The organism is Actinosynnema sp. NPDC059797 (assembly GCF_042732085.1).
Lineage (GTDB): Bacteria > Actinomycetota > Actinomycetes > Mycobacteriales > Pseudonocardiaceae > Actinosynnema.
Window position 1 is genome coordinate 17,659 of sequence record NZ_JBHWIE010000048.1, and the last position, 21,448, is coordinate 39,106.

21 protein-coding genes are annotated in these 21,448 nt (G+C 74.2%); 14 read left to right on the forward strand and 7 right to left on the reverse strand.

Translation table 11 applies throughout. The annotated features are described in order from the left end of the window. Positions 1-59 precede the first annotated feature (59 nt). The 4 genes from ACFV4N_RS15270 (at position 60) to ACFV4N_RS15285 (ending at position 3,456) form a co-directional block, all read left to right on the forward strand. Positions 60-1,283 (forward strand): trans-sulfuration enzyme family protein, encoded by a 1,224-nt coding sequence (locus ACFV4N_RS15270; protein ID WP_499673137.1) that lies wholly within the window; start codon positions 60-62, stop codon positions 1,281-1,283. Between the two features lie 204 nt (positions 1,284-1,487). Beyond that, on the forward strand, positions 1,488-2,093 hold the full coding sequence (gene pdxT, locus ACFV4N_RS15275; protein ID WP_499673138.1) for a pyridoxal 5'-phosphate synthase glutaminase subunit PdxT: 606 nt from the start codon (positions 1,488-1,490) through the stop codon (positions 2,091-2,093). A gap of 18 nt (positions 2,094-2,111) precedes the next feature. After that, positions 2,112-2,861: a YebC/PmpR family DNA-binding transcriptional regulator gene (locus tag ACFV4N_RS15280; protein WP_499673139.1), complete on the forward strand. Its 750-nt coding sequence runs from the start codon at positions 2,112-2,114 to the stop codon at positions 2,859-2,861. 88 nt (positions 2,862-2,949) lie between these two features. Next, complete coding sequence (locus ACFV4N_RS15285; RefSeq protein WP_499673140.1) at positions 2,950-3,456, forward strand: DUF4262 domain-containing protein; 507 nt, start codon at positions 2,950-2,952, stop codon at positions 3,454-3,456. A 201-nt stretch (positions 3,457-3,657) separates the two neighbouring features. Here the strand turns inward: ACFV4N_RS15285 and ACFV4N_RS15290 are convergent, their stop codons facing one another. Next, positions 3,658-4,221: a TIGR03086 family metal-binding protein gene (locus ACFV4N_RS15290; RefSeq protein WP_499673141.1), complete on the reverse strand. Its 564-nt coding sequence runs from the start codon at positions 4,219-4,221 to the stop codon at positions 3,658-3,660. A 148-nt stretch (positions 4,222-4,369) separates the two neighbouring features. Here ACFV4N_RS15290 and ACFV4N_RS15295 point away from each other — a divergent pair, with 148 nt between their 5' ends. Then, positions 4,370-5,845 (forward strand): peptide MFS transporter, encoded by a 1,476-nt coding sequence (locus ACFV4N_RS15295; protein ID WP_499673142.1) that lies wholly within the window; start codon positions 4,370-4,372, stop codon positions 5,843-5,845. A 100-nt stretch (positions 5,846-5,945) separates the two neighbouring features. Here ACFV4N_RS15295 and ACFV4N_RS15300 read toward each other — a convergent pair whose 3' ends face one another. After that, complete coding sequence (locus ACFV4N_RS15300; RefSeq protein ID WP_499673143.1) at positions 5,946-7,241, reverse strand: cytochrome P450; 1,296 nt, start codon at positions 7,239-7,241, stop codon at positions 5,946-5,948. Between the two features lie 83 nt (positions 7,242-7,324). Here ACFV4N_RS15300 and ACFV4N_RS15305 point away from each other — a divergent pair, with 83 nt between their 5' ends. Continuing rightward, positions 7,325-7,810 carry a hypothetical protein gene (locus tag ACFV4N_RS15305; protein ID WP_499673144.1) on the forward strand — a complete coding sequence of 162 codons (486 nt, stop codon included), beginning with the start codon at positions 7,325-7,327 and terminating at the stop codon, positions 7,808-7,810. A 52-nt stretch (positions 7,811-7,862) separates the two neighbouring features. Continuing rightward, positions 7,863-8,330, forward strand: a complete 468-nt coding sequence (locus tag ACFV4N_RS15310; RefSeq protein ID WP_499673145.1) for an AAA family ATPase — start codon at positions 7,863-7,865, stop codon at positions 8,328-8,330. 47 nt (positions 8,331-8,377) lie between these two features. Here the strand turns inward: ACFV4N_RS15310 and ACFV4N_RS15315 are convergent, their stop codons facing one another. Then, positions 8,378-9,550 (reverse strand): cytochrome P450 family protein, encoded by a 1,173-nt coding sequence (locus tag ACFV4N_RS15315; protein ID WP_499673146.1) that lies wholly within the window; start codon positions 9,548-9,550, stop codon positions 8,378-8,380. Between the two features lie 89 nt (positions 9,551-9,639). Between ACFV4N_RS15315 and ACFV4N_RS15320 the strand changes: the two genes are divergently transcribed. Continuing rightward, on the forward strand, positions 9,640-10,707 hold the full coding sequence (locus tag ACFV4N_RS15320) for a TetR/AcrR family transcriptional regulator (RefSeq protein ID WP_499673147.1): 1,068 nt from the start codon (positions 9,640-9,642) through the stop codon (positions 10,705-10,707). Positions 10,708-10,758: 51 nt separating this feature from the next. Here ACFV4N_RS15320 and ACFV4N_RS15325 read toward each other — a convergent pair whose 3' ends face one another. Genes ACFV4N_RS15325 through ACFV4N_RS15335 form a run of 3 tightly spaced genes read right to left on the reverse strand, consistent with a single transcriptional unit; the run spans position 10,759 to position 13,005 of the window. Beyond that, entirely contained in the window at positions 10,759-11,229 is a 471-nt protein-coding gene (locus tag ACFV4N_RS15325; protein WP_499673148.1) for an acyl-CoA thioesterase, read from the reverse strand. Positions 11,230-11,239: 10 nt separating this feature from the next. After that, complete coding sequence (locus ACFV4N_RS15330; protein WP_499673149.1) at positions 11,240-12,412, reverse strand: MFS transporter; 1,173 nt, start codon at positions 12,410-12,412, stop codon at positions 11,240-11,242. Beyond that, positions 12,409-13,005, reverse strand: coding sequence for a TetR/AcrR family transcriptional regulator (locus tag ACFV4N_RS15335; RefSeq protein WP_499673150.1), 597 nt, complete (start codon positions 13,003-13,005; stop codon positions 12,409-12,411). Before ACFV4N_RS15335 ends, ACFV4N_RS15330 begins: the two co-directional genes overlap by 4 nt. Before the next feature lie 127 nt (positions 13,006-13,132). Here ACFV4N_RS15335 and ACFV4N_RS15340 point away from each other — a divergent pair, with 127 nt between their 5' ends. The 5 genes from ACFV4N_RS15340 to egtD all read left to right on the forward strand — a co-directional run bounded on the left by ACFV4N_RS15340 (position 13,133) and on the right by egtD (position 18,523). Further along, on the forward strand, positions 13,133-13,978 hold the full coding sequence (locus ACFV4N_RS15340) for a Scr1 family TA system antitoxin-like transcriptional regulator (protein WP_499673151.1): 846 nt from the start codon (positions 13,133-13,135) through the stop codon (positions 13,976-13,978). Positions 13,979-14,269: 291 nt separating this feature from the next. Continuing rightward, positions 14,270-15,430, forward strand: coding sequence for a glutamate-cysteine ligase family protein (locus tag ACFV4N_RS15345; protein ID WP_499673158.1), 1,161 nt, complete (start codon positions 14,270-14,272; stop codon positions 15,428-15,430). Further along, complete coding sequence (egtB, locus tag ACFV4N_RS15350; RefSeq protein WP_499673152.1) at positions 15,427-16,800, forward strand: ergothioneine biosynthesis protein EgtB; 1,374 nt, start codon at positions 15,427-15,429, stop codon at positions 16,798-16,800. Before ACFV4N_RS15345 ends, egtB begins: the two co-directional genes overlap by 4 nt. A 2-nt stretch (positions 16,801-16,802) precedes the next feature. Further along, positions 16,803-17,552 carry an ergothioneine biosynthesis protein EgtC gene (gene egtC / locus ACFV4N_RS15355; RefSeq protein ID WP_499673153.1) on the forward strand — a complete coding sequence of 250 codons (750 nt, stop codon included), beginning with the start codon at positions 16,803-16,805 and terminating at the stop codon, positions 17,550-17,552. Next, a complete protein-coding gene (gene egtD, locus ACFV4N_RS15360; RefSeq protein ID WP_499673154.1) occupies positions 17,549-18,523 on the forward strand; it encodes an L-histidine N(alpha)-methyltransferase in 975 nt (324 codons plus the stop codon). The genes egtC and egtD overlap by 4 nt, the downstream gene beginning before the upstream one ends. A gap of 36 nt (positions 18,524-18,559) precedes the next feature. Here egtD and ACFV4N_RS15365 read toward each other — a convergent pair whose 3' ends face one another. Further along, positions 18,560-19,645, reverse strand: coding sequence for a DUF4037 domain-containing protein (locus ACFV4N_RS15365; RefSeq protein WP_499673155.1), 1,086 nt, complete (start codon positions 19,643-19,645; stop codon positions 18,560-18,562). 112 nt (positions 19,646-19,757) lie between these two features. Between ACFV4N_RS15365 and ACFV4N_RS15370 the strand changes: the two genes are divergently transcribed. Beyond that, the gene (locus ACFV4N_RS15370; RefSeq protein WP_499673156.1) at positions 19,758-21,353 is read left to right on the forward strand and encodes an alpha/beta hydrolase; all 1,596 of its coding nucleotides are present in this window, start codon (positions 19,758-19,760) and stop codon (positions 21,351-21,353) included. Positions 21,354-21,448: the final 95 nt, after the last annotated feature.

A 21,448-nucleotide genomic window follows, 5' to 3' on the forward strand; every position in this document is an offset into this window, starting at 1 on the left:
CCGCCGAACGACCTGCGGAAGTCTGCCCACACCGCCGACGGGAAGTCCACGATCCGACCATGAACCGGTTGCGGACGACAGCGGTGCACGGCGGGCGCGACGACCTCGCCGACCTGGGCGTGCACGCGCTCCCCATCGACCTGTCCACCACCTACCCGGTGCCCGACCAGGCCGCGGGCGGCCGGGCGCTCCAGGACCTGGCCGAGGGCGCGGCGCACGCCGCCTCCCCGGTCTACGCGCGGCTGCACAACCCCACGGTCGCCCGGTTCGAGCAGGCCCTGGCCGCGCTGGAGGGCACGGCCGCGGCGGTCGCGTTCGGCAGCGGCATGGCCGCGGTGACCGCCGTGGTGCAGGCGGCGTGCGTGCTGACCGGGAAACCGCACGTGGTGGCCGTGCGCCCGCTCTACGGCGGCACCGACCACCTGCTGTCCAGCGGCCTGCTCGGCGTGCGCACCACCTACGCGACCGCCGACCGGGTCGCCGACGCGATCACCCCGGACACCGGCCTGGTCGTGGTCGAGACGCCCGCCAACCCCAACCTCGACCTGCTCGACGTCGCCGCCGTGGTGGAGCGGGCCGGGCCGGTGCCGGTGGTCGTGGACAACACCTTCGCCACGCCCGTGCTCCAGAACCCGGCCGCGCTCGGCGCGGCCTACGTGCTGCACTCGGCCACCAAGTACCTCGGCGGGCACGGCGACGTGCTCGGCGGCGTGGTGGCCTGCGCGGAGGAGCGCGCGGCGGCGCTGCGCCAGGTCCGGATCGTCACCGGCGCGGTGCTGCACCCCCTGGGCGGCTACCTGCTGCACCGCGGCCTGGCCACGCTGCCGCTGCGCGTGGAGGCGGCCCAGCGCACGGCCGTCGAGCTGGCCCGGCGGCTCGACGGGCACCCCGGCGTGGGCCTCGTGCGGCACCCGGGCCTGCCCGGCGGCGACCCCGCCGGCCTGGTCGGCACGCAGATGAGCGGGCCCGGCGCGGTGCTGGCGTTCACCACGCGGGAGGACCCGGCGGCCGTGGTCGCGCGGCTGCGGCTCATCACCCCCGCGGTCAGCCTCGGGTCGGTGGACACGCTGGTCGAGCACCCGGCCGCGCTGACCCACCGGCTGGTGCCCGGCGCCGACCGCGAGGCCTCCGGCGTGCCGGACGCCCTGCTGCGGCTCAGCGCCGGCCTGGAGGACGTCGAGGACCTGTGGGACGACCTCGACCAGGCGCTCTCCGGTGGTTGTGAGCGCAATTACATCAAGCCTTCCTCAAGCCGGACGGGCGAACTGGTCCAGACCGGATAGCGTCCCGGCTGCCTCCGAACCCGCCGTGCCCCTCTTGGCGGGCGGACCCGAGACCGTCCCCCGGCGGCCCACCAGGCCGCAGGGCGGGTCGTGACGCGCCACTGGGCGTCGCGGGAAGACCGAACGGGGTGGGTGGGTGTCACAAGCCCCCGCCCACCCCGTTCACCTACCCTGGTGGGGTCCGATCGAGGAGGAATACCCATCGTGTCCGTCGTCGGTGTCCTCGCCCTCCAGGGCGACGTCCGTGAGCACCTCGTCGCGCTGGCCGAGGCCGACGCGCTGGCCCGCCCCATCCGCAGGCCCGAGGAGCTGGCCGAGGTGGACGGCGTGGTGCTGCCCGGCGGCGAGTCCACGACCATCAGCCGCCTGCTCGACACGTTCGAGCTGCTGGAGCCGCTGCGCGCCCGGATCAAGGAGGGCATGCCCGCCTACGGCTCGTGCGCGGGCATGATCCTGCTCGCCGACCGGGTGCTCGACGGGCGGCCCGACCAGCACCAGCTCGGCGGCCTCGACATCGTGGTCCGGCGCAACGCCTTCGGCAGGCAGGTCGACTCCTTCGAGGCCGAACTCGACTTCACCGACGTGGGCGAGGTCCACGCGGTCTTCATCCGCGCGCCGTGGGTCGAATCCGCGGGCGACGACGTGGAGGTGCTCGCCAGGGTCCCCGAATCCGAGGACGCGGGGGAGGCCGCCGGTAGGATCGTCGCGGTTCGGCAGGGGCACGTGCTCGCCACCTCGTTCCACCCGGAACTGACCGGCGACGGGCGCGTGCACCGCCTATTCGTGGACATGGTCCGTGCGGCGGGCTGAGGGACAGACGGAGGAGAAATGAGCGGCCACTCCAAGTGGGCGACCACCAAGCACAAGAAGGCCGCAATCGACGCCAAGCGCGGCAAGCTGTTCGCGCGCCTGATCAAGAACATCGAGGTCGCCGCGCGCACCGGCGGCAGCGATCCCGACGGCAACCCCACGCTGTACGACGCCATCCAGAAGGCGCGCAAGAACTCCGTCCCGCTGGACAACATCGAGCGCGCCCGCAAGCGCGGCGGCGGTGAGGAGGCGGGCGGCGCCGACTGGCAGACCATCATGTACGAGGGCTACGGCCCCAACGGCGTGGCGGTCCTGATCGAGTGCCTGACCGACAACCGCAACCGGGCCGCGTCCGAGGTCCGCACCGCGATGACCCGCAACGGCGGCTCGATGGCCGACCCCGGCTCGGTCGCCTACATGTTCAGCCGCAAGGGCGTGGTGATCGTGCCCAAGGGCGAGCTGAGCGAGGACGACGTGCTCATGGCCGTGCTGGACGCGGGCGCCGAGGAGGTCAACGACCTCGGCGAGAGCTACGAGGTGGTGTCCGAGGCCGGTGACCTGGTGGCCGTGCGCAAGGCCCTCCAGGACGCCGGGTACGACTACGAGTCGGCCGAGGCGAACTTCCTGCCGTCCGTGTCGGTGCAGCTGGAGGCCGAGGGCGCGCGGAAGATCTTCAAGCTGATCGACGCGCTGGAGGACTGCGACGACGTGCAGAACGTCTACGCGAACTTCGACGTGTCCGACGAGGTCATGGCCGAGGTCGGCTGACCCGCGAGCGGTCCGCCCGCGCCCCCGTGCCGGCCGCCCGGCGGGGGGGCGCGGTCCTGCCGGTGCCGCGCACGGGCACAATGGCCCGGTGTCCAACCCCACGACCCAAGACCTGAAGCTGCGCGACTGGCTGCTGGAGCAGGCCGAGCTGCACGGGCACGCGGTGGTCACCGTGCCCGAGGACGCCGAGGGCGCCGGGTACGCGTTCTCCGTCGGCGCCTGGCGGCGGTTCGGCGTGGCCGAGGCCGTGGTGATCGGCCTGCCGCCGGAGCAGGCGCAGGTGCTCATCCGGGCCTACGTCGACCGGGCGCGCTCGGGCGAGCGGTTCCTGCCGGGCAAGCTGTACTGGGACTTCTTCGACGGCGTGCCTATCACGTTCGAGCGGGTGTTCAAGGGCTTCTACCCGGAGTTCTTCGGCAGCGCGTTCCTGCTGTACGGCAAGGGCGACTTCGCGGCCGTGCAGATCATCGTGCCCACCGCCCAGGGCCGCTTCCCGTGGCACCACGACGCGCCCATGGGCTTCGGCGACTGGCAGTTGCTGCTGACCGAGAGCGGCCGGCCCGAGAGCTGGGAGCCGGGCGTCACCGGTCCCTGACGGGCCGACCCGTTGTCAGGCAGGTGTCGTCAACCCGCGCCCGCCGATCCCGGACAACCCCCGACCGGTTGACACTGTGGTGTGCGCCGGGACCGTCGGGGGTTGGCGCACGAGCGATGGGGGAGACGCGTCCCGCCCCGTCCGGGCGGGGGACCGGGCGGGGCGGGACGCGGTCGGCAGGGGAGCAGGCGGTGGCGGCGCTCAGGGCTCCCGGCCGGTCAGGGCCAGCAGCCTGGTCTGCGCGTCGGCGTCGTCCGGCACGGGCACCGGCGGCGCGTACAGCCCGCTCGCGGCCCAGTCCTCCACGTTCGGCGTGAGGTACTCCAGCACCGCCTCCGCCAGCCCGGGGTCGATCCGCTCGTCCGCGCCGACCGCCCGCGCCAGGTCCCAGGTGTGCACGGCGAGGTCCGAGGTCATCTGCCAGCCGTACTCCTCGGCCGGCACCTTGCCGTAGCTCAGGTGCACCGGTTTCTCCAGCGCGTGCGGCCCGATCCACGCCTCGCGCGCCGCGCCCGCCGCCAGGACCCACGAGTGCAGCGGGTCGTCGCCGAGCTGGTCGCCGTCGAACCGGTCGCCCACCTGCTCGACCGTGCAGCCGGCCAGCAGCTCCGGCGCCCACAGCTGCTCGTGCACCAGGTGGTTGACCAGGTCGCGCACGGTCCACTCCGCGCACGGCGTGGGCGCGTCCCACTGCTCGGGGCGCACTTCCCGCACCCGCGAGTCGAACTCCCTCATCGCCAGTCCGTGAGCCTCGATCAGATCCACCAGTCGAGTGGACCAAAGGTTCCCGCCCAGCGCACCCCGGGGCTGTGCGTTGGGCCACTCAGGGGTAACCGGATTTCTCGCGATACACCCGTTCGGCGTAGTTTTGGCCGACTACCGATGGTGAGGTTGTGACACCAGGAGGACCCCCGTGAGCGCCACGAGCGCCGTCTCCACCCCGCAGCAGGGCTTCTTCGGGCACCCCCGAGGACTGTCCACGCTGTTCTTCACCGAGTTGTGGGAACGCTTCTCCTACTACGGGATGAAAGCGATCCTCGCCTACTACCTGTACCGCTCCACGGCGGAGGGGGCGCTCGGGCTCGACAAGAGCTTCGCGCTGTCGCTGGTCGCCATCTACGGCGCCTCGGTCTACATGTCCGGCGTGGCGGGCGGCTGGCTCGCCGACCGGGTGCTGGGCGGGCAGCGGGCGGTGTTCCACGGCGGGCTGCTGATCATGTTCGGGCACATCGCGCTGGCGCTGCCGATCGGGCTGACCGGCGTCTACACCGGCCTGATCCTGATCGTGCTCGGCACGGGCCTGCTCAAGCCGAACATCTCCACGGTCGTCGGCGGCCTCTACGAGGGGCAGGACCCGCGCCGCGACTCGGGCTTCACGATCTTCTACATGGGCATCAACCTCGGCGGCTTCCTGGCGCCGCTGGTGTGCGGCTTCCTGGGCGAGGAGTACGACTGGCACCTCGGCTTCGGCGCGGCGGCGGTCGGCATGGCGCTGGGCCTGGTCGTGTACCGGGCGGGGATGAGGGGCCTCGGCGACTCGGCCGCCGCGCCGCCCAACCCGCTGCCCGTCGAGGAGCGGGGCCGGGTGCTGGGCCGGATCGCGGCCGTGGTACTGGGCTCGGTCGCGGTGGTCGCGCTGCTGGTGGTGACCGGCGTGCTCGGCGCGGAGGGCGTGATCAACCTGATCAGCCTGCTGTCGGTGCTGCTGCCGATCGGCTACTTCGCGGTGATGATCCGCAGCCCGCGCACCACGCCGGTGGAGCGGTCCCGGGTGATCGCCTACATCCCGCTGTTCATCGCGGCGGCCATGTTCTGGCTGCTGTTCGAGCAGAGCGCGACGGTGATCGCGGCGTTCGCGGACACGCGCGTGGACAACTCGTTCCTGGGCCTGTCCTTCCCGCCGTCGTTCATCCAGTCGATCAACCCGGTGATGATCATCGCGGTCGCGCCGCTGTTCGCCCTGCTGTGGGTGAGGCTGGGCAACCGGCAGCCCGCGACGCCGCGGAAGTTCGGCTACTCGCTGCTGCTGGTGGGCCTGTCGTTCCTGCTGATGATGGTGGCGAGCCAGGGCGACCCGGCGGTCCGGGTGAGCTTCCTGTGGCTGATCGCCATGTACCTGGTGATGACCTGCGGCGAGCTGATGCTGTCGCCGGTGGGCCTGTCGGTGACGACCAAGCTCGCGCCGCGCGCGTTCGCCTCGCAGACCATGGGCCTGTGGTTCCTCGCCACGGCGGCCGGGCAGGGCGTCGGCGCGATCGTGGTGCGCTTCTACAGCGACGAGAACGCGGTGGCGTACTTCGGCGTGCTCGGCGGCCTGGCGATCGCGCTGGGCGTCTCGCTGGTGGTGGGCGCCAAGTCCATCCACGGCTTGATGCGAGGCGTGGACTAGAGGGCGTTTTCCGCATCGTTGCGGAGGAATGCGAGCGACCCGCCGCGGCGGCGGTGCGGCGGGTCGCTCGCCCCACCAGCATGCACCACGGACCTGTGGGTCAGCTGATGGTTTCCACCATCGTGTGTCGTTTTTTCACCCCAGTCGTTACCGGGATGCGCGCCGCGCCCCGAATGGCCCGCGACGGTCGTCGGGTCACGGGCCCCGCCGCGCGCAGGTCCGGGAAGCGGCGGAACAGGCCGCGCAGGGCGGCGGCCGCCTCCATCCGGGCCAGTCCCGCGCCCAGGCAGTAGTGGACGCCCGAGGAGAACGAGAGGTGCTCGCGCACGTCCGGTCTGCCGGGGGTGAAGCGGTGCGGGTCGGCGAACACCTCCGGGTCCCGGTTCGCGCCCCCGATCAGCATCATGATCGGCGTGCCCTTCGCCACCCGCGTGCCGGCGACCTCCGTCGACTCGAACGGGACCCGCACCGTGTACTGCACCGGCGGGTCGAAGCGCAGCGTCTCCTCCACCACGGCCTCCGCGCACGAGGGGTCGGCGACCAGCCGCTCGCGCACCGCCGGGTCGCCCAGCACGGCCAGCACCGCGTTGCCGATCAGGTTGACCGTCGTCTCGAACCCGGCCACCAGCAGCAGTTCCGTGGTGGCGATCAGGTCCTCGCGGCTCAGGTCCTCCCGCGCGACCAGCGCCGACACGACGTCGTCCGGGCCGGGGTCGCGCCGCCTGCGCTCGACCAGGTCGTCGAGGAACGCGTCGAACTCCCGCAGGCTCCGGTGCAGCCGCCGCATCTCGCCCAGGTCGCGCACCCCGTCGATCGCGCTGACCAGCGAGCTGCCCCACCGGGCGAACGAGGCGTGGTCCGCGCCGGGCACGCCGAGCAGGTCCGCGATGACCTGGATCGGCACCCGCACGGCGAAGTCGCGCACCAGGTCGAACGTCGGCCGCTCGCCCACCTCGTCCAGGTACTCCTCCACCACGCGCTCCACGGTCGCCGCCTGCGCCCGCAGCCCGCGCGGCGTGAACCACGGCGCGACCAGCCGCCGCAGCCGGGTGTGCTCCGGTGGGTTGAGCACCAGGAACGACTCCTCGACCGGGTTGACCAGCCGCCTGCCGCCGACGTACGCCGACGAGTCCACGGGCGAGAGCGCGTTCGGCGCCAGCGTGCCGAAACCCGGGTCGCGCAGCAGCGAGGAGCTGAGTGCGTGCGACGCGGTCAGGTACAGCCCCATCTTGCTGCGCACCAGCACGCCCTGCCGGCGCACCCGCTCGAACTCCGGGTAGGGGTCGCGGGTCGGGTCCGTCCCGAACAGCCGGCCGGCCGGGTCGCCGAGGAGCGCTTGCAGGCGGACGACGTTGCGCCCCAGGAACAGCAACGCCGCGTTCTTCACCGTGGACATGGGACCACACTGGACCGGACGCGAGAGGGTTTCAAGGAAAAACGGCTCTGCCGAGGTGCGGTGCTGCGGCTACCCTGCGGCCGGTGACCGGGGTGCTGTGGTTGCTCGGCCCGTCGGGCGCGGGCAAGACGACCATCGGCTGGCGCGTCTACCGGGAACTGGCCGGGGCCGCGTACGTCGATGTCGACCAGCTCGGGCTGTGCCACCCCGCGCCCCCGGACGACCCCGACAACCACCGGGTCAAGTCGAGCGCCCTGGGCGCGCTGTGGTCCGGTCGCGTGCACGACGCGTTCGTGGTGTCCGGCGGCCCGGACACCCGCGAACTGGCCCGGTGGTACGCCGACCTGCTGCCCGGCGCGGGGATCACCTGGTGCCGACTGCGGGCGCACCCCGACGAGCTGCGCGCCAGGGTCCTGGCCCGGGGGTGGATGCCCGAACTGGCCGACGTGGTCGGGGACGTGGCGGAGGCGTTCGAGCGGGACGACTTCGCCGACTTCACCGTGGACACCGGCGACCGCACCCCGGCGGCGGTGGTCGACGAGGTGCTGGCGAGGTGGCGGCGGTGCTGAGGTGGCGGCGGTGCTGTGGTGCTGGGGTGGCCGTGGTGCTGAGGTGGCGGCGGTGATGCTGTGGATCGCGGGCCCGCGCGGCGTCGGCAAGTCGACCGTCGGCTGGGAGGTCCACCGCCGCCTGCAGGCCACCGCCCGCTCCGGGTACGTCGACCTGGCGCAGATCACCTTCGCCACGCCGCCGCTCGCCGCGGACGCGGTGGCGCGCAACCTGCGCAACGTCGTGCGGGCCTACCGGGAGGCGGGCGCCGAGCACCTGGTGGTGGTCGGCGACCTGGCGCACGCGGTGCCGGGCGCGACCCCGTTCTGGCTGACGGCGAGCCGCGAGCGGCTGGTCGAGCGGTTGCTCGCCCGGGGGCGGGGCGAGGGCGTGTCACTGCCCGGCGACGACCTGCTCGGCCGGCCGGAGGCGGAGCTGCGCGCCCTGGCGGTGGTCCCGCCGGCGCCGGCGGGGGTCCGCGTGGTGGAGACCGACGACCGGAGCCCGGCCGAGATCGCCGACGAGGTCCTCGCCGGCTGATCGTCGCCGGGCGCCGTCCGCGGTCCTCCGGCGCCGGACCGCCGGCTTCAGCGCCGGACCACCAGCGAGGACAGCCGCCAGGTGCCGCCGTCGGGGATGGGGGCCGGCCGTTCCACCAGGGTGAGGTCGGGGAACCGCCGCAGCACGGCCGCCAGCGCCACCTCCACCTGCACCCGCGCGAACGCCGCGCCCAGGCAGAAGTGCGGTCCGTGCGAGTAGCCCAGGTGGCCGACCGCGGGCGTGCGCGTGACGTCCAGCTCGTCCGGGTCGTCGAACACCCGGGGGTCGCGGTTGGCCGAGACGATGGCCGCCGTCACCCGTTCGCCCTTGCCGATCACCACGTCGCCGATCGTCACCTCCTCCCGCGTGTACCGGGGCGTGGTGAGCAGCTGCGGCCCCGCCCAGCGCGTCAGCTCCTCCACCGCGCGCGGCACGAGGTCGGGGTCCGCGCGCAGCACGGCCAGCTGGTCCGGGTGGTCGAGCAGCGCCGCCAGGCCGTTGGTGACGAGGTTCGTCGGGGTCTGCCCGGCCAGCACCAGGTGCCACACCAGGGTGACCAGCTCGACCTCCGAGAGCCGGTCGCCGTCCTCCGCCCTGGCCTCCAGCAGCTGGGAGATCAGGTCGTCGCCCGGTTCGTCCGCGCGCCTCGCCACGGCCGCCCGCGCGTCCGCGATGATCTGCGGGATCGCCGCCATGAACGCCTCGCCGTGACCCGCCGCCACGGCCGCGCCGTGCTCGCGCCACCGCGGTCGGTCGGCCGGGGGGATGCCGACCAGCTCGCAGATCACCTCCATCGGCAGCGGCCGGGCGAAGTGCTCGTGCAGGTCCACGGCGTCGCCGTCCGGCAGGGCGTCCAGCAGCGCCTCCACGGTCGACTCGACCCGCGACCGCAGCCCGGCCGCCCGGCGGGCGGTGAACGCGGGCGCGGCCAGCCTGCGCAGGCGGGTGTGCTCGGGACCGTCGATCTCGGCCATCGTCCGCAGGTACGGCAGGCAGTGCTCCGGGATGCCGGGCGGGCGCATGAAGCTGGCGGAGTTCACCTCGAAGCGCGGGTCGTTGAGCATCGCCCGCGCGTCCTCGTGCCGGGTGACGATCCACAGCGCGCCCATGCCGGGCAGCGGCATCCGCGCCACGGGCGACTCCTCGCGGGCCCTGCCGTAGGCGGTGAACGGGTCGAGCAGCACCGCCGGGTCGGCGGGGTTCAGCTCGGTAACGGTCATCGGGAACTCCAGATGTTCAGATCAGATGTTCACGTCATCTGAGTTGCACGGTATCTTGATCGCGCGGCGCGTGGCAAACGGGGAGCGTGATGGTGCGGCTGAGCAGGGCGGAGCTCCAGGAGCGCAACCGGGCGCGGGTGCTGGACGCGGCGCGCGCCGAGTTCGCCGAGCGCGGTTTCCGGGACGCCAAGGTCGACGTGATCGCCCAGCGCGCCGAGCTGACCCGGGGCGCGGTCTACTCGAACTTCCCGGGCAAGCGCGCCCTGTACTTCGCCGTGCTGGCCGACCTGGTGGAACGCGCGCCCACGCCGTCGGACCCGCACCGCGGCCCGGACCTCCGCACGGCGCTCGGCGCGCTGGCGCGCGCGTGGGTCACCTCACCGGCGTTCGACCCGCTGCACCGCGACTTCTCCGCCGAGGTGGCCGCCGAGGAGGCGACCCGGCGCCCGTTCACCCAGCTGCTCAAGCTGGACGCGCTGCTGCTCGGCCTGGCGATGGAACGCCTGGAACCGGTCGCCCCGCCACCCGGCGCGCCGCAGCCGCGCATGGTCCGCGTCGCGGAGACCGTGCTGACCGCCCTGCACGGCGCGAGCGGGCTGGCCGGCGCCGCGCCCGGCTTCGGCGAGCCGTTCGACCTGATCAGCGCCTGTGAACGGCTGGCGGGCCTGGACCTGAGCGACTGGTGGCCGCCGCCCGCGCGACCGCCGGTCCGGGTCGAGGACGCGCCGTGGCGCCCGCCGACCGCCGTGGACCTGGTGCGCGCCGCGCCGGTCACGCCGGACGAGGACGGCGTGGTCGTCGTGCTCGGGCTCAACCGCCTGGCCGCCGCGGAGGAGGCGGTGCGGTCGGGCGGGTGGGCGGGCGGGCTCGTCACGGTCGCCGCGGTCACCGGGGTGCCCGGCGAGCTGGCGCCGCTGGTCCGGCTGGTGGTGTCGCAGCTGTGCGCCTGCCTGCGGCAGGCGTTCCCGGTCGAGGCGTGGCCGCGCGTGCGGGTGGTGTGCGACGAGGGCGGCGCGCTCGCGGCGGCGGCCGGGGTGCCCTCGGTCAGCGACGAGACCGAGGTCGCGGTGCGGGTCCGGGGTGGCCGGGTGGTGGCGCGGGCCGAGGGTTCGGGCGCCGGTCACGCGGTGGGCGCCGAGGTGCGGGCGAAGGTCTGACGGGCGGGCGGGGGCCGGCGGTCGGCTGCGGGCGGAGGTCGGACGGGTAGGTCAGCCGCGGGCCGCAGGGGTGGTTCTGGCGCTTGCGGGCCTCGCGGTCCGGCTCGACGCGGGCCTGCGCTCCAGCACCCGGCGGAAGTCCTCCGGGATCGGCGTGGTGCGCAGCTCCGGCGTGCCGAAGGAGACGTAGCGGTTCCAGCCGGTGGCCACCGGCGTGCCGTCGACGTCCGCCTCGAACCCCATGGTCAGCGTCGTGGTGCCGAGCGTGCGCACCCGCACGCCGATCCGGATCAGGTCGTCGAACCGGGCCGGGCTCAGGTAGCGGATGGACGTCTCCGCCATGACGAAGTCGACGCCGCGCTTCTCCAACTCCTTGTAGGAGCCCAGCAGGGACCGCAGCGTCTCCACCATCGCGGCCTCGAAGAAGACGGCGTAGCGGGAGGCGTGCACGATCCCCTGGCGGTCGCAGTCGACCGGGCGCACCCGCACCCGGTGCACGTGGGCAGCTCGCGGGTCGGCCATGGCGGAGATCCTATGGGGTCGCCGGGACGCCACGCCCGGTCCTGGCGGCGATTGCCCCGAGTGACGCAGCCACCAGCTCGCAGGCCGCCACCAGCAAGATCACCGAAACGGGCGTCCACCGCCACACCTCCACCAGCGTGCCGGCCGCCGCCGCGCCGAGCGCGAACGCGCCGATCTTGAGGCTCGCCCCGGTGGTCGACACCTGCCCGAGCAGCGGGCCCGGCGTGTACCGCTGCCGGGCGGTCATGGTGGCGGGCAGCGTCGGCCCCTGGACCAGGCCGCTGAGCAGGATCACCGCGAGCAGCGCGGTGAAGTTCCCGGCGACCGGCCACAGCAGCAGCGTGAGCCCGTAGAGCGCGACCGTCGTGAAGACCACGCGCTCGGGCCGCCACCGCGGCAGCCACCGCCGTGCCACCAGGACGCCCACCACGCAGCCCGTTTCGAGCGCCGCCCACGCGATCCCGGCCGAGTCCCGGCCCGCGCCCAGGTCCTCCAGGTGGAACGGCAGCGCGATGAACACCAGGCCGGTCGCCCCGTAGCCCAGCACCGACGTGATCGTCGAGCCGCGCAGCGGGGGAGTGGCCGCCAGGTGCCGCACCCCGCGCCGCACGGCGGTCCACAGCGACGGGTGCGCGCCCGGCGGGTGCGGCGGCACGCGCAGCGCCGCCGTGCACAGCCCGCCCACCAGCGACAGCGCGCTGATCGCGGCCACCGCCGCCTCGGGCGAGGCGACCACGCCCAGCACGCCCGCCAGCGCCGGCCCGCCGATCGCGGCGGCGTTGAACAGCAGCGCGTCCCGCGACGTCGCCCGGTCCAGGTCCACCCCGCTCGACGCGGCGAGCCTGGGCACGAGGCTGGTGAACCCGCCGCTGGTCATCGGCAGCGTGATGCCCGCGACGAAGGCGAGCACGGGCAGCAGCGGCACCGGGGCGACGAGCATGGCCAGGGTCATCGCCGCGAGCGTGACCTGGTTGCCCACCAGCAGGACCACGGGCCTGCGGGCGCGGTCGAGCCACGCGCCGAGCACCGGTCCGGACACCACCGACGGCACCGTGTAGGAGGCGACCACCAGCCCGGAGAGCAGTTCCGAACCCGTGCGCGACGCGACCAGCATCAGCACCGCCACGCTCACCATCTCGTCCGCGAGGCGCGCGAGGCCGGCCGATAAGAGGTAGCGGTTCATCCGGTGCGGCGGTGCCGGCGGACGCTCTCCTCGACCAGGTCGAGCACGGGTTCGAGGTCGTCGGCGGGCAGCCCCATGGCCAGGTGCGACACCAGGCCCTCCAGCACCAGCTCCAGGAACGACGTCAGCACGTCCACGTCCACGTCGTCGCGCAGCTTCCCGGCTTCCCGCTGGCGCTCCAGGCGCTGCCGGGTCGCGTCGGTGAGCTGCCGCGACCGCTCGGCCCAGCGCGCCCGGAACTCGGGGTCGGTGCGCAGCCGCCGCGACACCTCCAGCCGGGTGCCGAGCCAGTCGGCGGGGTGCTCGGCGTCGCCGGTGGGCGCGGGCGCGGACAGCAGGTCCCGCATCACCTGGACGAGGCCCTGCTCGGCGACGACCTCCGCCATGCGCAGCGCCTCGTCCTCGGCGAGGGCGAGGAAGAGCGATTCCTTGTCGCGGAAGTGGTGGAAGATCGCACCCCTGGAAAGGCCGGTAGCCTCTTCCAGGCGGCGCACCGTCGCGCCCTCGTAACCGAAGCGCGCGAAACACGCACGCGCGCCGTCCAGGATCTGGCGGCGGCGGGCGTCGAGGTGGTCCTGGCTCACCCTGGGCACCGGTCGATGTTGCCAGGGCGGCTCGGCGAAATCCAATCAGTACGTACGGCTTGGGCTGGTCCACTTTGGGGTGTACTTGTCGGGCTGGGCTCGAAACGCCTGGTCAGGACCACTACGGTGGCGGGCTGTGACCGCAGGTGAGGACATCCGGCCGCTGTCGCGGACCGCGGCGGTCCTGGGGTGGCCGCCGGCGCGACCGTCCACCCAGGACCGGAGCCGCCGCGGACCGGACCTGATCGACCTCCTCGGCCTCGTCGGCCCGGACCCCGGCCCGGACCCCGGCGCGCCCGCGGGCGTCGAGCTGGTGGTGTTCGAGACGCTGTGCGTGCCGCGGCAGTTGCGCACCCCGGCCTACGCCGCCGCGCTCGGCGCGGAAACCGGTGCGGAGACCGGTGCGGAGACCGGGGAGGCGCCGCCCGCCACGAGGTTCTTCGTGCACGAGGCCGCGCTCCACGCCCGGGTCGGCGACGCCGGGGTGCTGGCCGGGCAGTGGCGGTCGGTGGCGGACCGGGAGGACGTGGTGGTGCGGCTCGTGCCGTTCGCGGCGGGGTGCGCGGGGCTGCTGCGGGCGCCCTTCGCGCTGCCGGTCGGGTCGCACCGGGCGGACCTGCTCGACCGGATCGCGCTCGACGCGCCGTCCTCGCGGGCGGAGTTCCGCCGCCGCGCGGAGGTCTACCGAGCCGAGGTGGACCGCGCAGAGGCGGACCGCGCAGAGGCGGACCGCGCCGGAGCCCGCCTCACCGAAGATCACCCCGCCGGAGCCCACCCCGCCGGAGCCCACCCCGCCGGAGCCCACCCCGCCGGAGCCCACCCCGCCGGAGCCCACCCCGCCGGAGCCCACCCCGACCGAGTCCACCCCGTCGGAACCCACCCCGCCGAAGATCACCCAGACCGAGTCCACCCCGTCCACGTCCACCCCGTCCACGTTCACCCCGTGGGGCTTCACCCCACCGGGATCGGCCCCGACCGCTGAGCGCCCGTCACCCGACCGGCGGTTGCGCCCCTCCCGCGCCCCTCCCCGGCGGGCCGGACCCGGCGAAGAACGACCTCCCTCCCGCTGTCCACGAGGTGAACACCCTGCTCACAGCGTGGACGTCGCTCTGGAGAGGACGTTTTGCCCTGCTGTGTTTGTCGGTACCCCCGTGTAGCGTCGACAGGACGAGGATGATCACCGGGAGTGCGAATAGTGACTGCTGTCCGTAACGCCTCCGCTGAGGGGCCCGTCCCGGCGGTGTTCCGGGACAGAGCGGAAGCCGAGGCCTACGTGGCGTCGGTCTGCTTCAAGCACGGTCCTCCGAGGCTCCTCGGAGTCGAACTGGAATGGACCGTCCACCACGTCGAAGACCCCGCCCGTCCGCTGGACGCAGCGACCCTCGCGGCCGCGCTCGGTGAGCACGCCCCACCGACCCTCGTCCCGGACAGCCCCCGGCGCCCGCTCCCGTCCGGCACACCGTTGACCGTGGAGCCCGGCGGCCAGGTGGAGATCTCCACCCCGCCACGCGAATCGCTGAGCGACCTCCTCAAGACCGTCGCCACCGACGTCGACCACCTCCAGCACCTGCTCGCGCCCGCCGGGCTGCGCCTGGGCGGCCGGGGCGCCGACCCGTTCCGCCCGCCGAGCCGACTGCTCCGGGTGCCGCGCTACGCGGCCATGGAACACGCCTTCGCCCCGCTCGGCCCCGAGGGCATCACCATGATGTGCAGCACCGCCGGCCTCCAGGTCTGCCTGGACTTCGGCCTGCTGGAGGACCTGCCGAAGCGGTGGGCGGCGGTGCACGCGCTGGGCCCAGTCCTCAACGCCCTGTTCGCCAACTCGCCCGGTGTGGGCGGCAGGCGGCTCGACTGGGCCAGCGCCCGGATGCGCTCCCTCTACGCCACCGACCCCGTGCGCACCCGCCCCGCCGCGGTGTGCGCCGACCCCGCCGCCGCGTGGGCGCGACGCGTGGTCGACGCCCCGGTCATCGTGGTCCGCCGACCGGGACCGGACTGGACGCCGCCGCGCCCGCTGACCTTCGCGGACTGGATCGCGGGCGCGCTGGACCGGCGGCCGACCCCGGACGACCTGGACTACCACCTGAGCCTCCAGTTCCCGCCGGTGCGCCCGCGCGGGTACGTGGAGGTCCGCTACCTCGACACGCCCGCAGACGGCGGCTGGGTGCCGCCCGTGGTCCTGATGGTCGCGCTGTTCAGCGCGCCGGAGGTGGTGGACGCCGCCCTGGCCGCCACCGAGACCGCGTCGGGCCGCTGGCTCGCCGCCGCCCGCTACGGGCTGCACGACGCCGTGCTCGCCCGCGCCGCGCGCGACGTGGTCGAACTGGGGTGCGCCGCGCTCGTGAACACCGACCTGTCGGCCGGTCAGGCCGACGCGATCGCCGAGGAACTGCACCGAACGCTGGCGGACAAGACCGGAGGGGGCCGTTCATGACCAGCACCCAGGACAGGAGCGCGAACGGGACCGGCACGGGCGGGGCGGCGCCGGACCGCTCCGCCGCCGAACGCCTGCGCGACCACGTCGCCGCCCAGCTCACCAGGGCCCGCGACCGCAGCCGGCTGCTCACCGAGGCCGTCGACGACCACGACCTGGTGCGCCAGCACTCCAAGCTGATGTCGCCGCTGGTGTGGGACCTCGCCCACATCGGCAACCAGGAGGAGCTGTGGCTCGTCCGCGACGTGGGCGGCCGGGAGCCGGTCCGCGCGGACATCGACGAGCTGTACGACGCGTTCAAGCACGCCAGGTCCGCCCGCCCGGAGCTGCCGCTGCTCGGCCCGGCCGAGGCCCGCCGGTACGTGGCCGAGGTCCGGGAGAAGGTGCTCGACGTGCTGGAGCGCACCCCGCTGGAGGGCCGCAGGCTCGTCGAGGACGGGTTCGCGTTCGGCATGATCGTGCAGCACGAGCAGCAGCACGGCGAGACCATGCTGGCCACGCACCAGCTGCGCGTCGGCGACCCGGTGCTCGACGCGCCGCCACCGCCGCGCGGCGGCCCGGTCGGACCCGCCGAGGTGCTGGTGCCCGGCGGCCCGTTCACCATGGGCACCTCCACCGAGGCGTGGGCGCTGGACAACGAGCGCCCCGCGCACCAGGCGCGCACCGACCCGTTCTTCATCGACACCACCCCGGTCACCAACGGCGCCTACCTGGAGTTCCTCGCCGACGGCGGTTACGACGACCCGCGCTGGTGGAGCGACGAGGGCTGGGCGCACGTGCGCAAGGCGGGCCTGGTCGCGCCGCGCTTCTGGGAGCGCCAGGGCGACCGGTGGTACCGCACCGCGTTCGGCGTCACCGCGCCGCTCGACCCGGACCAGCCGGTGGTGCACGTCTGCTACCACGAGGCCGACGCGTACGCGCGGTGGGCGGGCAAGCGGCTGCCGACCGAGGTCGAGTGGGAGAAGGCGGCCCGGTTCGACCCGGCCACCGGCCGCTCCCGCCGCTACCCGTGGGGCGACGAGGAGCCGACCGAGCGGCACGCGAACCTCGGCCAGCGGCACCTGTCGCCCGCGCCGGTCGGCGCGTACCCGGAGGGCGCCTCGCCGCTGGGCGTGCACCAGCTGATCGGTGACGTGTGGGAGTGGACCAGCTCGGACTTCCGGGGCTACACCGGGTTCGAGGTCTTCCCGTACGCCGAGTACTCGCAGGTGTTCTTCGGCCCGGACTACAAGGTGCTGCGCGGCGGCTCGTTCGGCTCCGACCCGGCCGCGGTGCGCGCCACGTTCCGGAACTGGGACTACCCGATCCGGCGGCAGATCTTCGCCGGTTTCCGCTGCGCCCGCGACGCGAGCCGGGACGAGTCGGCCTGACGGTGTGCCGCCACCTGGGTTACCTGGGTCCCGCCGTGCCCGTCGCCGCGCTGGTGCACGACCCGCCGCACTCGCTGGAGCGGCAGTCGTACGCGCCGAGGGACATGCGCGGCGGCGGCACGATCAACGCGGACGGCTACGGCGTGGGCTGGTACCCCGCGCCGGGCGCCCCGGCGGTGCGCTACCGCCGGGCCGGCGCCATCTGGTCGGACGAGAACCTGGCGCGGTTGAGCCGGGTCGTGGTGTCCGGCGCGGTGCTGGCCGCGGTCCGGTCGGCGACGGTGGGGATGCCGGTGGTGGACACCGCGTGCGCGCCGTTCACCGACGGGCGGTGGCTGTTCAGCCACAACGGCCGCGTCGCGGACTGGCCCGGCTCCGTCGCGGACGTGGCGGGAACACTGCCGACCGAGGCGTTGTTGACGTTGGACGCGCCGACCGACTCGGCGCTGCTGTGGGCGTTGGTCCGCTCCCGGCTCGCGGCGGGCGCGGCGCCCGCGGCGGCGCTGGCCGACGTGGTGTCCGAAGTGGCCGCCGCCGCTCCGGGCTCGCGGCTGAACCTGCTGCTCACCGACGGGACCGTGCTCGCCGGCACGACGTGGACCCACTCGCTGTGGGTGCGCGCGGGCGGCGGCGCGGTGACGCTGGCCTCCGAACCGCTCGACGACGACCCGGGCTGGCGCGAGCTGCCCGACGGGCACGTGGTCACGGCCGACGTGTCCGGTGTGGACATCAAGGGGATTGGACGAGGATGACCGAGCCTGTGCTGGACGTGCACCTGAGCCCGGAGGACGCGGCGCTGGCGCTGCGCGCCGAGGCGAGGGCGGGCCTGACCGCGCGGCCGAAGTGGGTGTCGCCGAAGTGGTTCTACGACGCGGTCGGCAGCGACCTGTTCGAGGAGATCACCCGGTTGCCCGAGTACTACCCGACCCGGGCCGAGCGGGAGATCCTGGTGGCGCGGGCCGGGGAGGTCGCCCGGACCACCGGCGCCCGCGCCCTGGTCGAGCTGGGCTCGGGGTCGTCGGAGAAGACCCGGCTGCTGCTCACCGCGCTGCGCGACCACGGCACGCTGGAGGAGTTCGTGCCGCTGGACGTGTCGCGGTCGGCGCTGGCCGAGGCGGCGCGGGCGATCCTGGCCGACTACCCGGGCCTGCGCGTGCACGGCGTGGTCGGCGACTTCACCGAGCACCTGGGCCTGCTGCCGGGCGCGCCGCCGCGCGTGGTGGCGTTCCTGGGCGGCACGATCGGCAACCTCATCCCGGAGGAGCGGGACAAGTTCCTCTCCTCGGTGCGGGACGTGCTGGGCGCGGGCGAGTGGCTGCTGCTCGGCACGGACCTGGTCAAGGACCCGGACGTGCTGGTCCGCGCCTACGACGACGCGCGCGGGGTGACGGCGGAGTTCAACCGCAACGTGCTGCGGGTGGTGAACCGGGAGCTGGGCGCGGACTTCGACCCCGCCGACTTCGCCCACGTCGCGCTGTGGAACGCCGAGGAGGAGTGGATCGAGATGCGGCTGCGGGCGCTGCGGGCGGTCCGGTCGCACGTGCCCGCGCTCGGCCTGGACGTGGAGTTCGCCGAGGGCGAGGAGCTGCGCACGGAGGTGTCGGCGAAGTTCCGGCGCGAGGGGGTGGAGCGGGAGCTGGCCGCGGCGGGCTTCGAGCTGCACCGCTGGTGGACCGACGAGGAGGGGCGGTTCGCGCTCAGCCTGGCCCGCGCGGCCGGGTAGCGGGCGGGTGGGTGGGCGGGCGGCCGGGTCGCCCGCTCACACCCCCGTGACCGGCCGGAACGCCAGGCCGCGCAGCCGGGCCGGGTGGCTGAGCACGTCGGTGCTGTCCACGAACTGGTCCACCGCGCCCACCAGCGGCAGCGCGGCCACCTCCGGGTCGGTGACCGCGGCGGCCAGCGCCCTGGTGAACCGGTCCGCGCGCAGCACCCGGAACGGCCGGTCGTGGTAGGGCCGGGTGGTCGGGTCGACCGGTTCGGCCAGCCCGAGCCCGTCGCACACCCGCGCCACGTGCTCGTAGGCCACCACCAGGTGCTCCTCGCGCTCGCGCCAGTCCCGGGCGGCCAGCACCGCCCGCAGCACCGGCACCAGGTCGGCGTACCGGGCGAACGCGCTGCCCAGCCACTTCGAGTACGGCGGGTACCGGCGGTCCAGCAGCAGGCGCAGCCGCATCAGGTCGCGCACCAGCCTGGCCGCCACCACGGCCGAACCCAGCTCGTCGCCGACCTCGCCGCACCGGCCGACGAACGCCTCCTCCTGCGAGATCCGCAGCCACTGGCAGGCCAGCACGTGCCGCCACACGTCGTCGGGGTACCAGCGCAGCGCGGCGCGGGCCGGTTCGAGCTGGCCCAGCCCGTCGTGGAACACCGCGCCCGCGGTCGCCTCCAGCAGCCGCTGGGTCGGCGCGGCGAGCCAGTCCGCCGTCGTGACGCCCGCGCGCGGGTCGAAGCCGAGCTGCCGGTCGAACCAGCTCCCCAGGTCGGTGACCTCCACGCGGTGGTCCACCGGGCCCCCGGTGGGCGTCATGACCGCGCTCGTGCCCTCGTCGTCACCGCCCGCGAAGTGCGTCGGCCACCCGAGGAAGGTCTTGGGCAGGTGCTCCGACAGCGCGGCCCGGAGGTCGTCGGCCCGGGTGTCCTCCGGGTCCAGGAACAGCTGGAGGCGCGGCCCCCACTCGTGGTCCGCCGACCGCTCGGTGTCGAACCCCAGCACCTCCGAGCCGGACCCGACGCGGGCCGCGCTGTGCGGCACCGGGCCGAAGTGCTCGTGGACCAGCGGCTCGACCGCTTCCCGGTAGAACCGCCCGGCCAGCTCCAGGCCGGGCAAGAACCGATCGGCGGCCACGAATCCTCCGTTCTGCGGGTACTGCTCGACACGAACGAGTGACAATCTCGCGCGATGGCGTCGCGGTTGTCACTGAGGGGCGACGCCGAGTGAACAGAGGGAGCGCTACCCGATGCAACTCCGAAACAGAGCACTGGCTCTGGCCCTGGCCGCGGGCACCGCGGTGTCGGGCCTGGTCGGAACCGGTGCCGCCGCCGCCCAGGAAGCGCAGGGCGCCACCCCGATCGCGTGGTCGGCCTGCCCGGCCGACGTGCTCGCCGAGATCCCCGAGGCCCAGCGGACCAAGGTCAGCTGCGCCAACCACCCCGTGCCCCTGGACCACCGCAAGCCCAAGGGCCCCAAGATCACCCTGGCGCTGATGAAGCGCCCCGCCGACGACCAGGCGAACAAGGTCGGCTCGCTGTTCCTCAACCCCGGCGGCCCCGGCGGCGCCGGCCTCATCTACTCCGCGTACGGCAGCTCGTTCTTCCAGCCCGAGGTCATGAAGCGGTTCGACCTGATCGGGTTCGACCCGCGCGGCGTGGGCCGCAGCTCGCCGCTGCGCTGCTTCGAGACGCTGGAGGAGGCCGAGGAGGTCTTCGGCCGGATGTCCGCGATCCCGCTGACGCGGACCCAGATCCGCGACACCATGGTCGCCACCGAGGACTACACCGACGCGTGCGCGCGCACCGCCGGCCCGCTGCTGGACCACATGTCGACCGAGGCCGTCGTCCGGGACCTCGACCTGCTCCGGCAGGGCGTCGGCGACCGGCAGCTCAACTTCGTCGGCTTCTCCTACGGCACGCTGATCGGCGCCACCTACGCCAACATGTTCCCGTCGAAGTCGCGGGCCCTGGTGCTGGACGGCAACGTCGACCCGAAGCTGCGCACCACCAACGGCGCCGAGTACGACCGGCAGCGCGCGCAGGGCTTCGAGCTGGCGCTGGACGCCTTCCTGAAGCGCTGCGACGCCGAGGGCGACAAGTGCGCCTACAGCGACGGCGACCCGCGGGCCAAGTTCGACGAGGTCCGCGACCAGTTGCGCACCCGGTCGGCCACGCTGCCCTCCGGTGAGGAGGTCACCTACGACGCCTACGTGGGCCGCGTGTCCAGCGACCTCTACGCGCCGACCCGCTTCAAGGCGCTGGCCGCCTGGCTGCAGGCCGTCTACGCGGCGCTGCACCCGGAGGCCGCGGCGTTCTCCGTGCAGGAGCAGGTCGAGCAGCTGCCGCCGCTGGCCAACCGGCGCGGCCTGGCCGACGTCCGCCCGCTGCCGGCGGCGGAGACCCCGTACGAGTTCGACGACTCGTACTACGGCGTGAACTGCTCGGACAAGCCGTTCGCGCGCCTGCCGCAGCTGTACCCGCTGGTCGCGGCCGCGTGGGAGCGGGAGTCGCCGACGTTCGGCCGGTCGCAGGCCACCTCCGACCTGCTGACCTGCGCCACGTGGCCGGTGCCGCGGCCCGACCGCTACGCGGGCCCGTGGGGCAAGCGCACCCCGAACCCGGTCGTCGTGGTGGGCAACTACTACGACCCGGCCACGCAGTACAAGTTCTCCGAGCGCATGGCCCGCCAGCTGGGCAACGCGCGCCTGATCAGCGTGGACGCGTTCGGCCACTGCATCCTCGGTGACAGCGCGGGCGTGGACGCCCTGGTGACCGACTACCTGGTCAACCTCAAGGCCCCGGCCAACGGCCAGGTCTTCCAGCCCAACGCCCAGCCCGTCTAGCGGCCCCCGGTGGGGGCGCCCCGACCGCGGCGGGCGCCCCGGCCCCCCCCCCGCCCGGGGTCCGGCGGGCGCCCCCGGTGCGGCGCCCCCGCCAC

Bases quoted from the DNA above. Each gene is read 5' to 3' on its own strand.
- ACFV4N_RS15320 (WP_499673147.1), top strand. From the start codon at position 9,640: ATGGTGCGGCTGAGCAGGGCGGAGCTCCAGGAGCGCAACCGGGCGCGG.
- egtB (WP_499673152.1), top strand. From the start codon at position 15,427: ATGACCAGCACCCAGGACAGGAGCGCGAACGGGACCGGCACGGGCGGG.
- egtD (WP_499673154.1), top strand. From the start codon at position 17,549: ATGACCGAGCCTGTGCTGGACGTGCACCTGAGCCCGGAGGACGCGGCG.
- ACFV4N_RS15370 (WP_499673156.1), top strand. From the start codon at position 19,758: ATGCAACTCCGAAACAGAGCACTGGCTCTGGCCCTGGCCGCGGGCACC.
- ACFV4N_RS15330 (WP_499673149.1), bottom strand. From the start codon at position 12,412: ATGAACCGCTACCTCTTATCGGCCGGCCTCGCGCGCCTCGCGGACGAG.
- ACFV4N_RS15325 (WP_499673148.1), bottom strand. From the start codon at position 11,229: ATGGCCGACCCGCGAGCTGCCCACGTGCACCGGGTGCGGGTGCGCCCG.
- ACFV4N_RS15300 (WP_499673143.1), bottom strand. From the start codon at position 7,241: ATGTCCACGGTGAAGAACGCGGCGTTGCTGTTCCTGGGGCGCAACGTC.
- ACFV4N_RS15280 (WP_499673139.1), top strand. From the start codon at position 2,112: ATGAGCGGCCACTCCAAGTGGGCGACCACCAAGCACAAGAAGGCCGCA.
- ACFV4N_RS15270 (WP_499673137.1), top strand. From the start codon at position 60: ATGAACCGGTTGCGGACGACAGCGGTGCACGGCGGGCGCGACGACCTC.
- ACFV4N_RS15315 (WP_499673146.1), bottom strand. From the start codon at position 9,550: ATGACCGTTACCGAGCTGAACCCCGCCGACCCGGCGGTGCTGCTCGAC.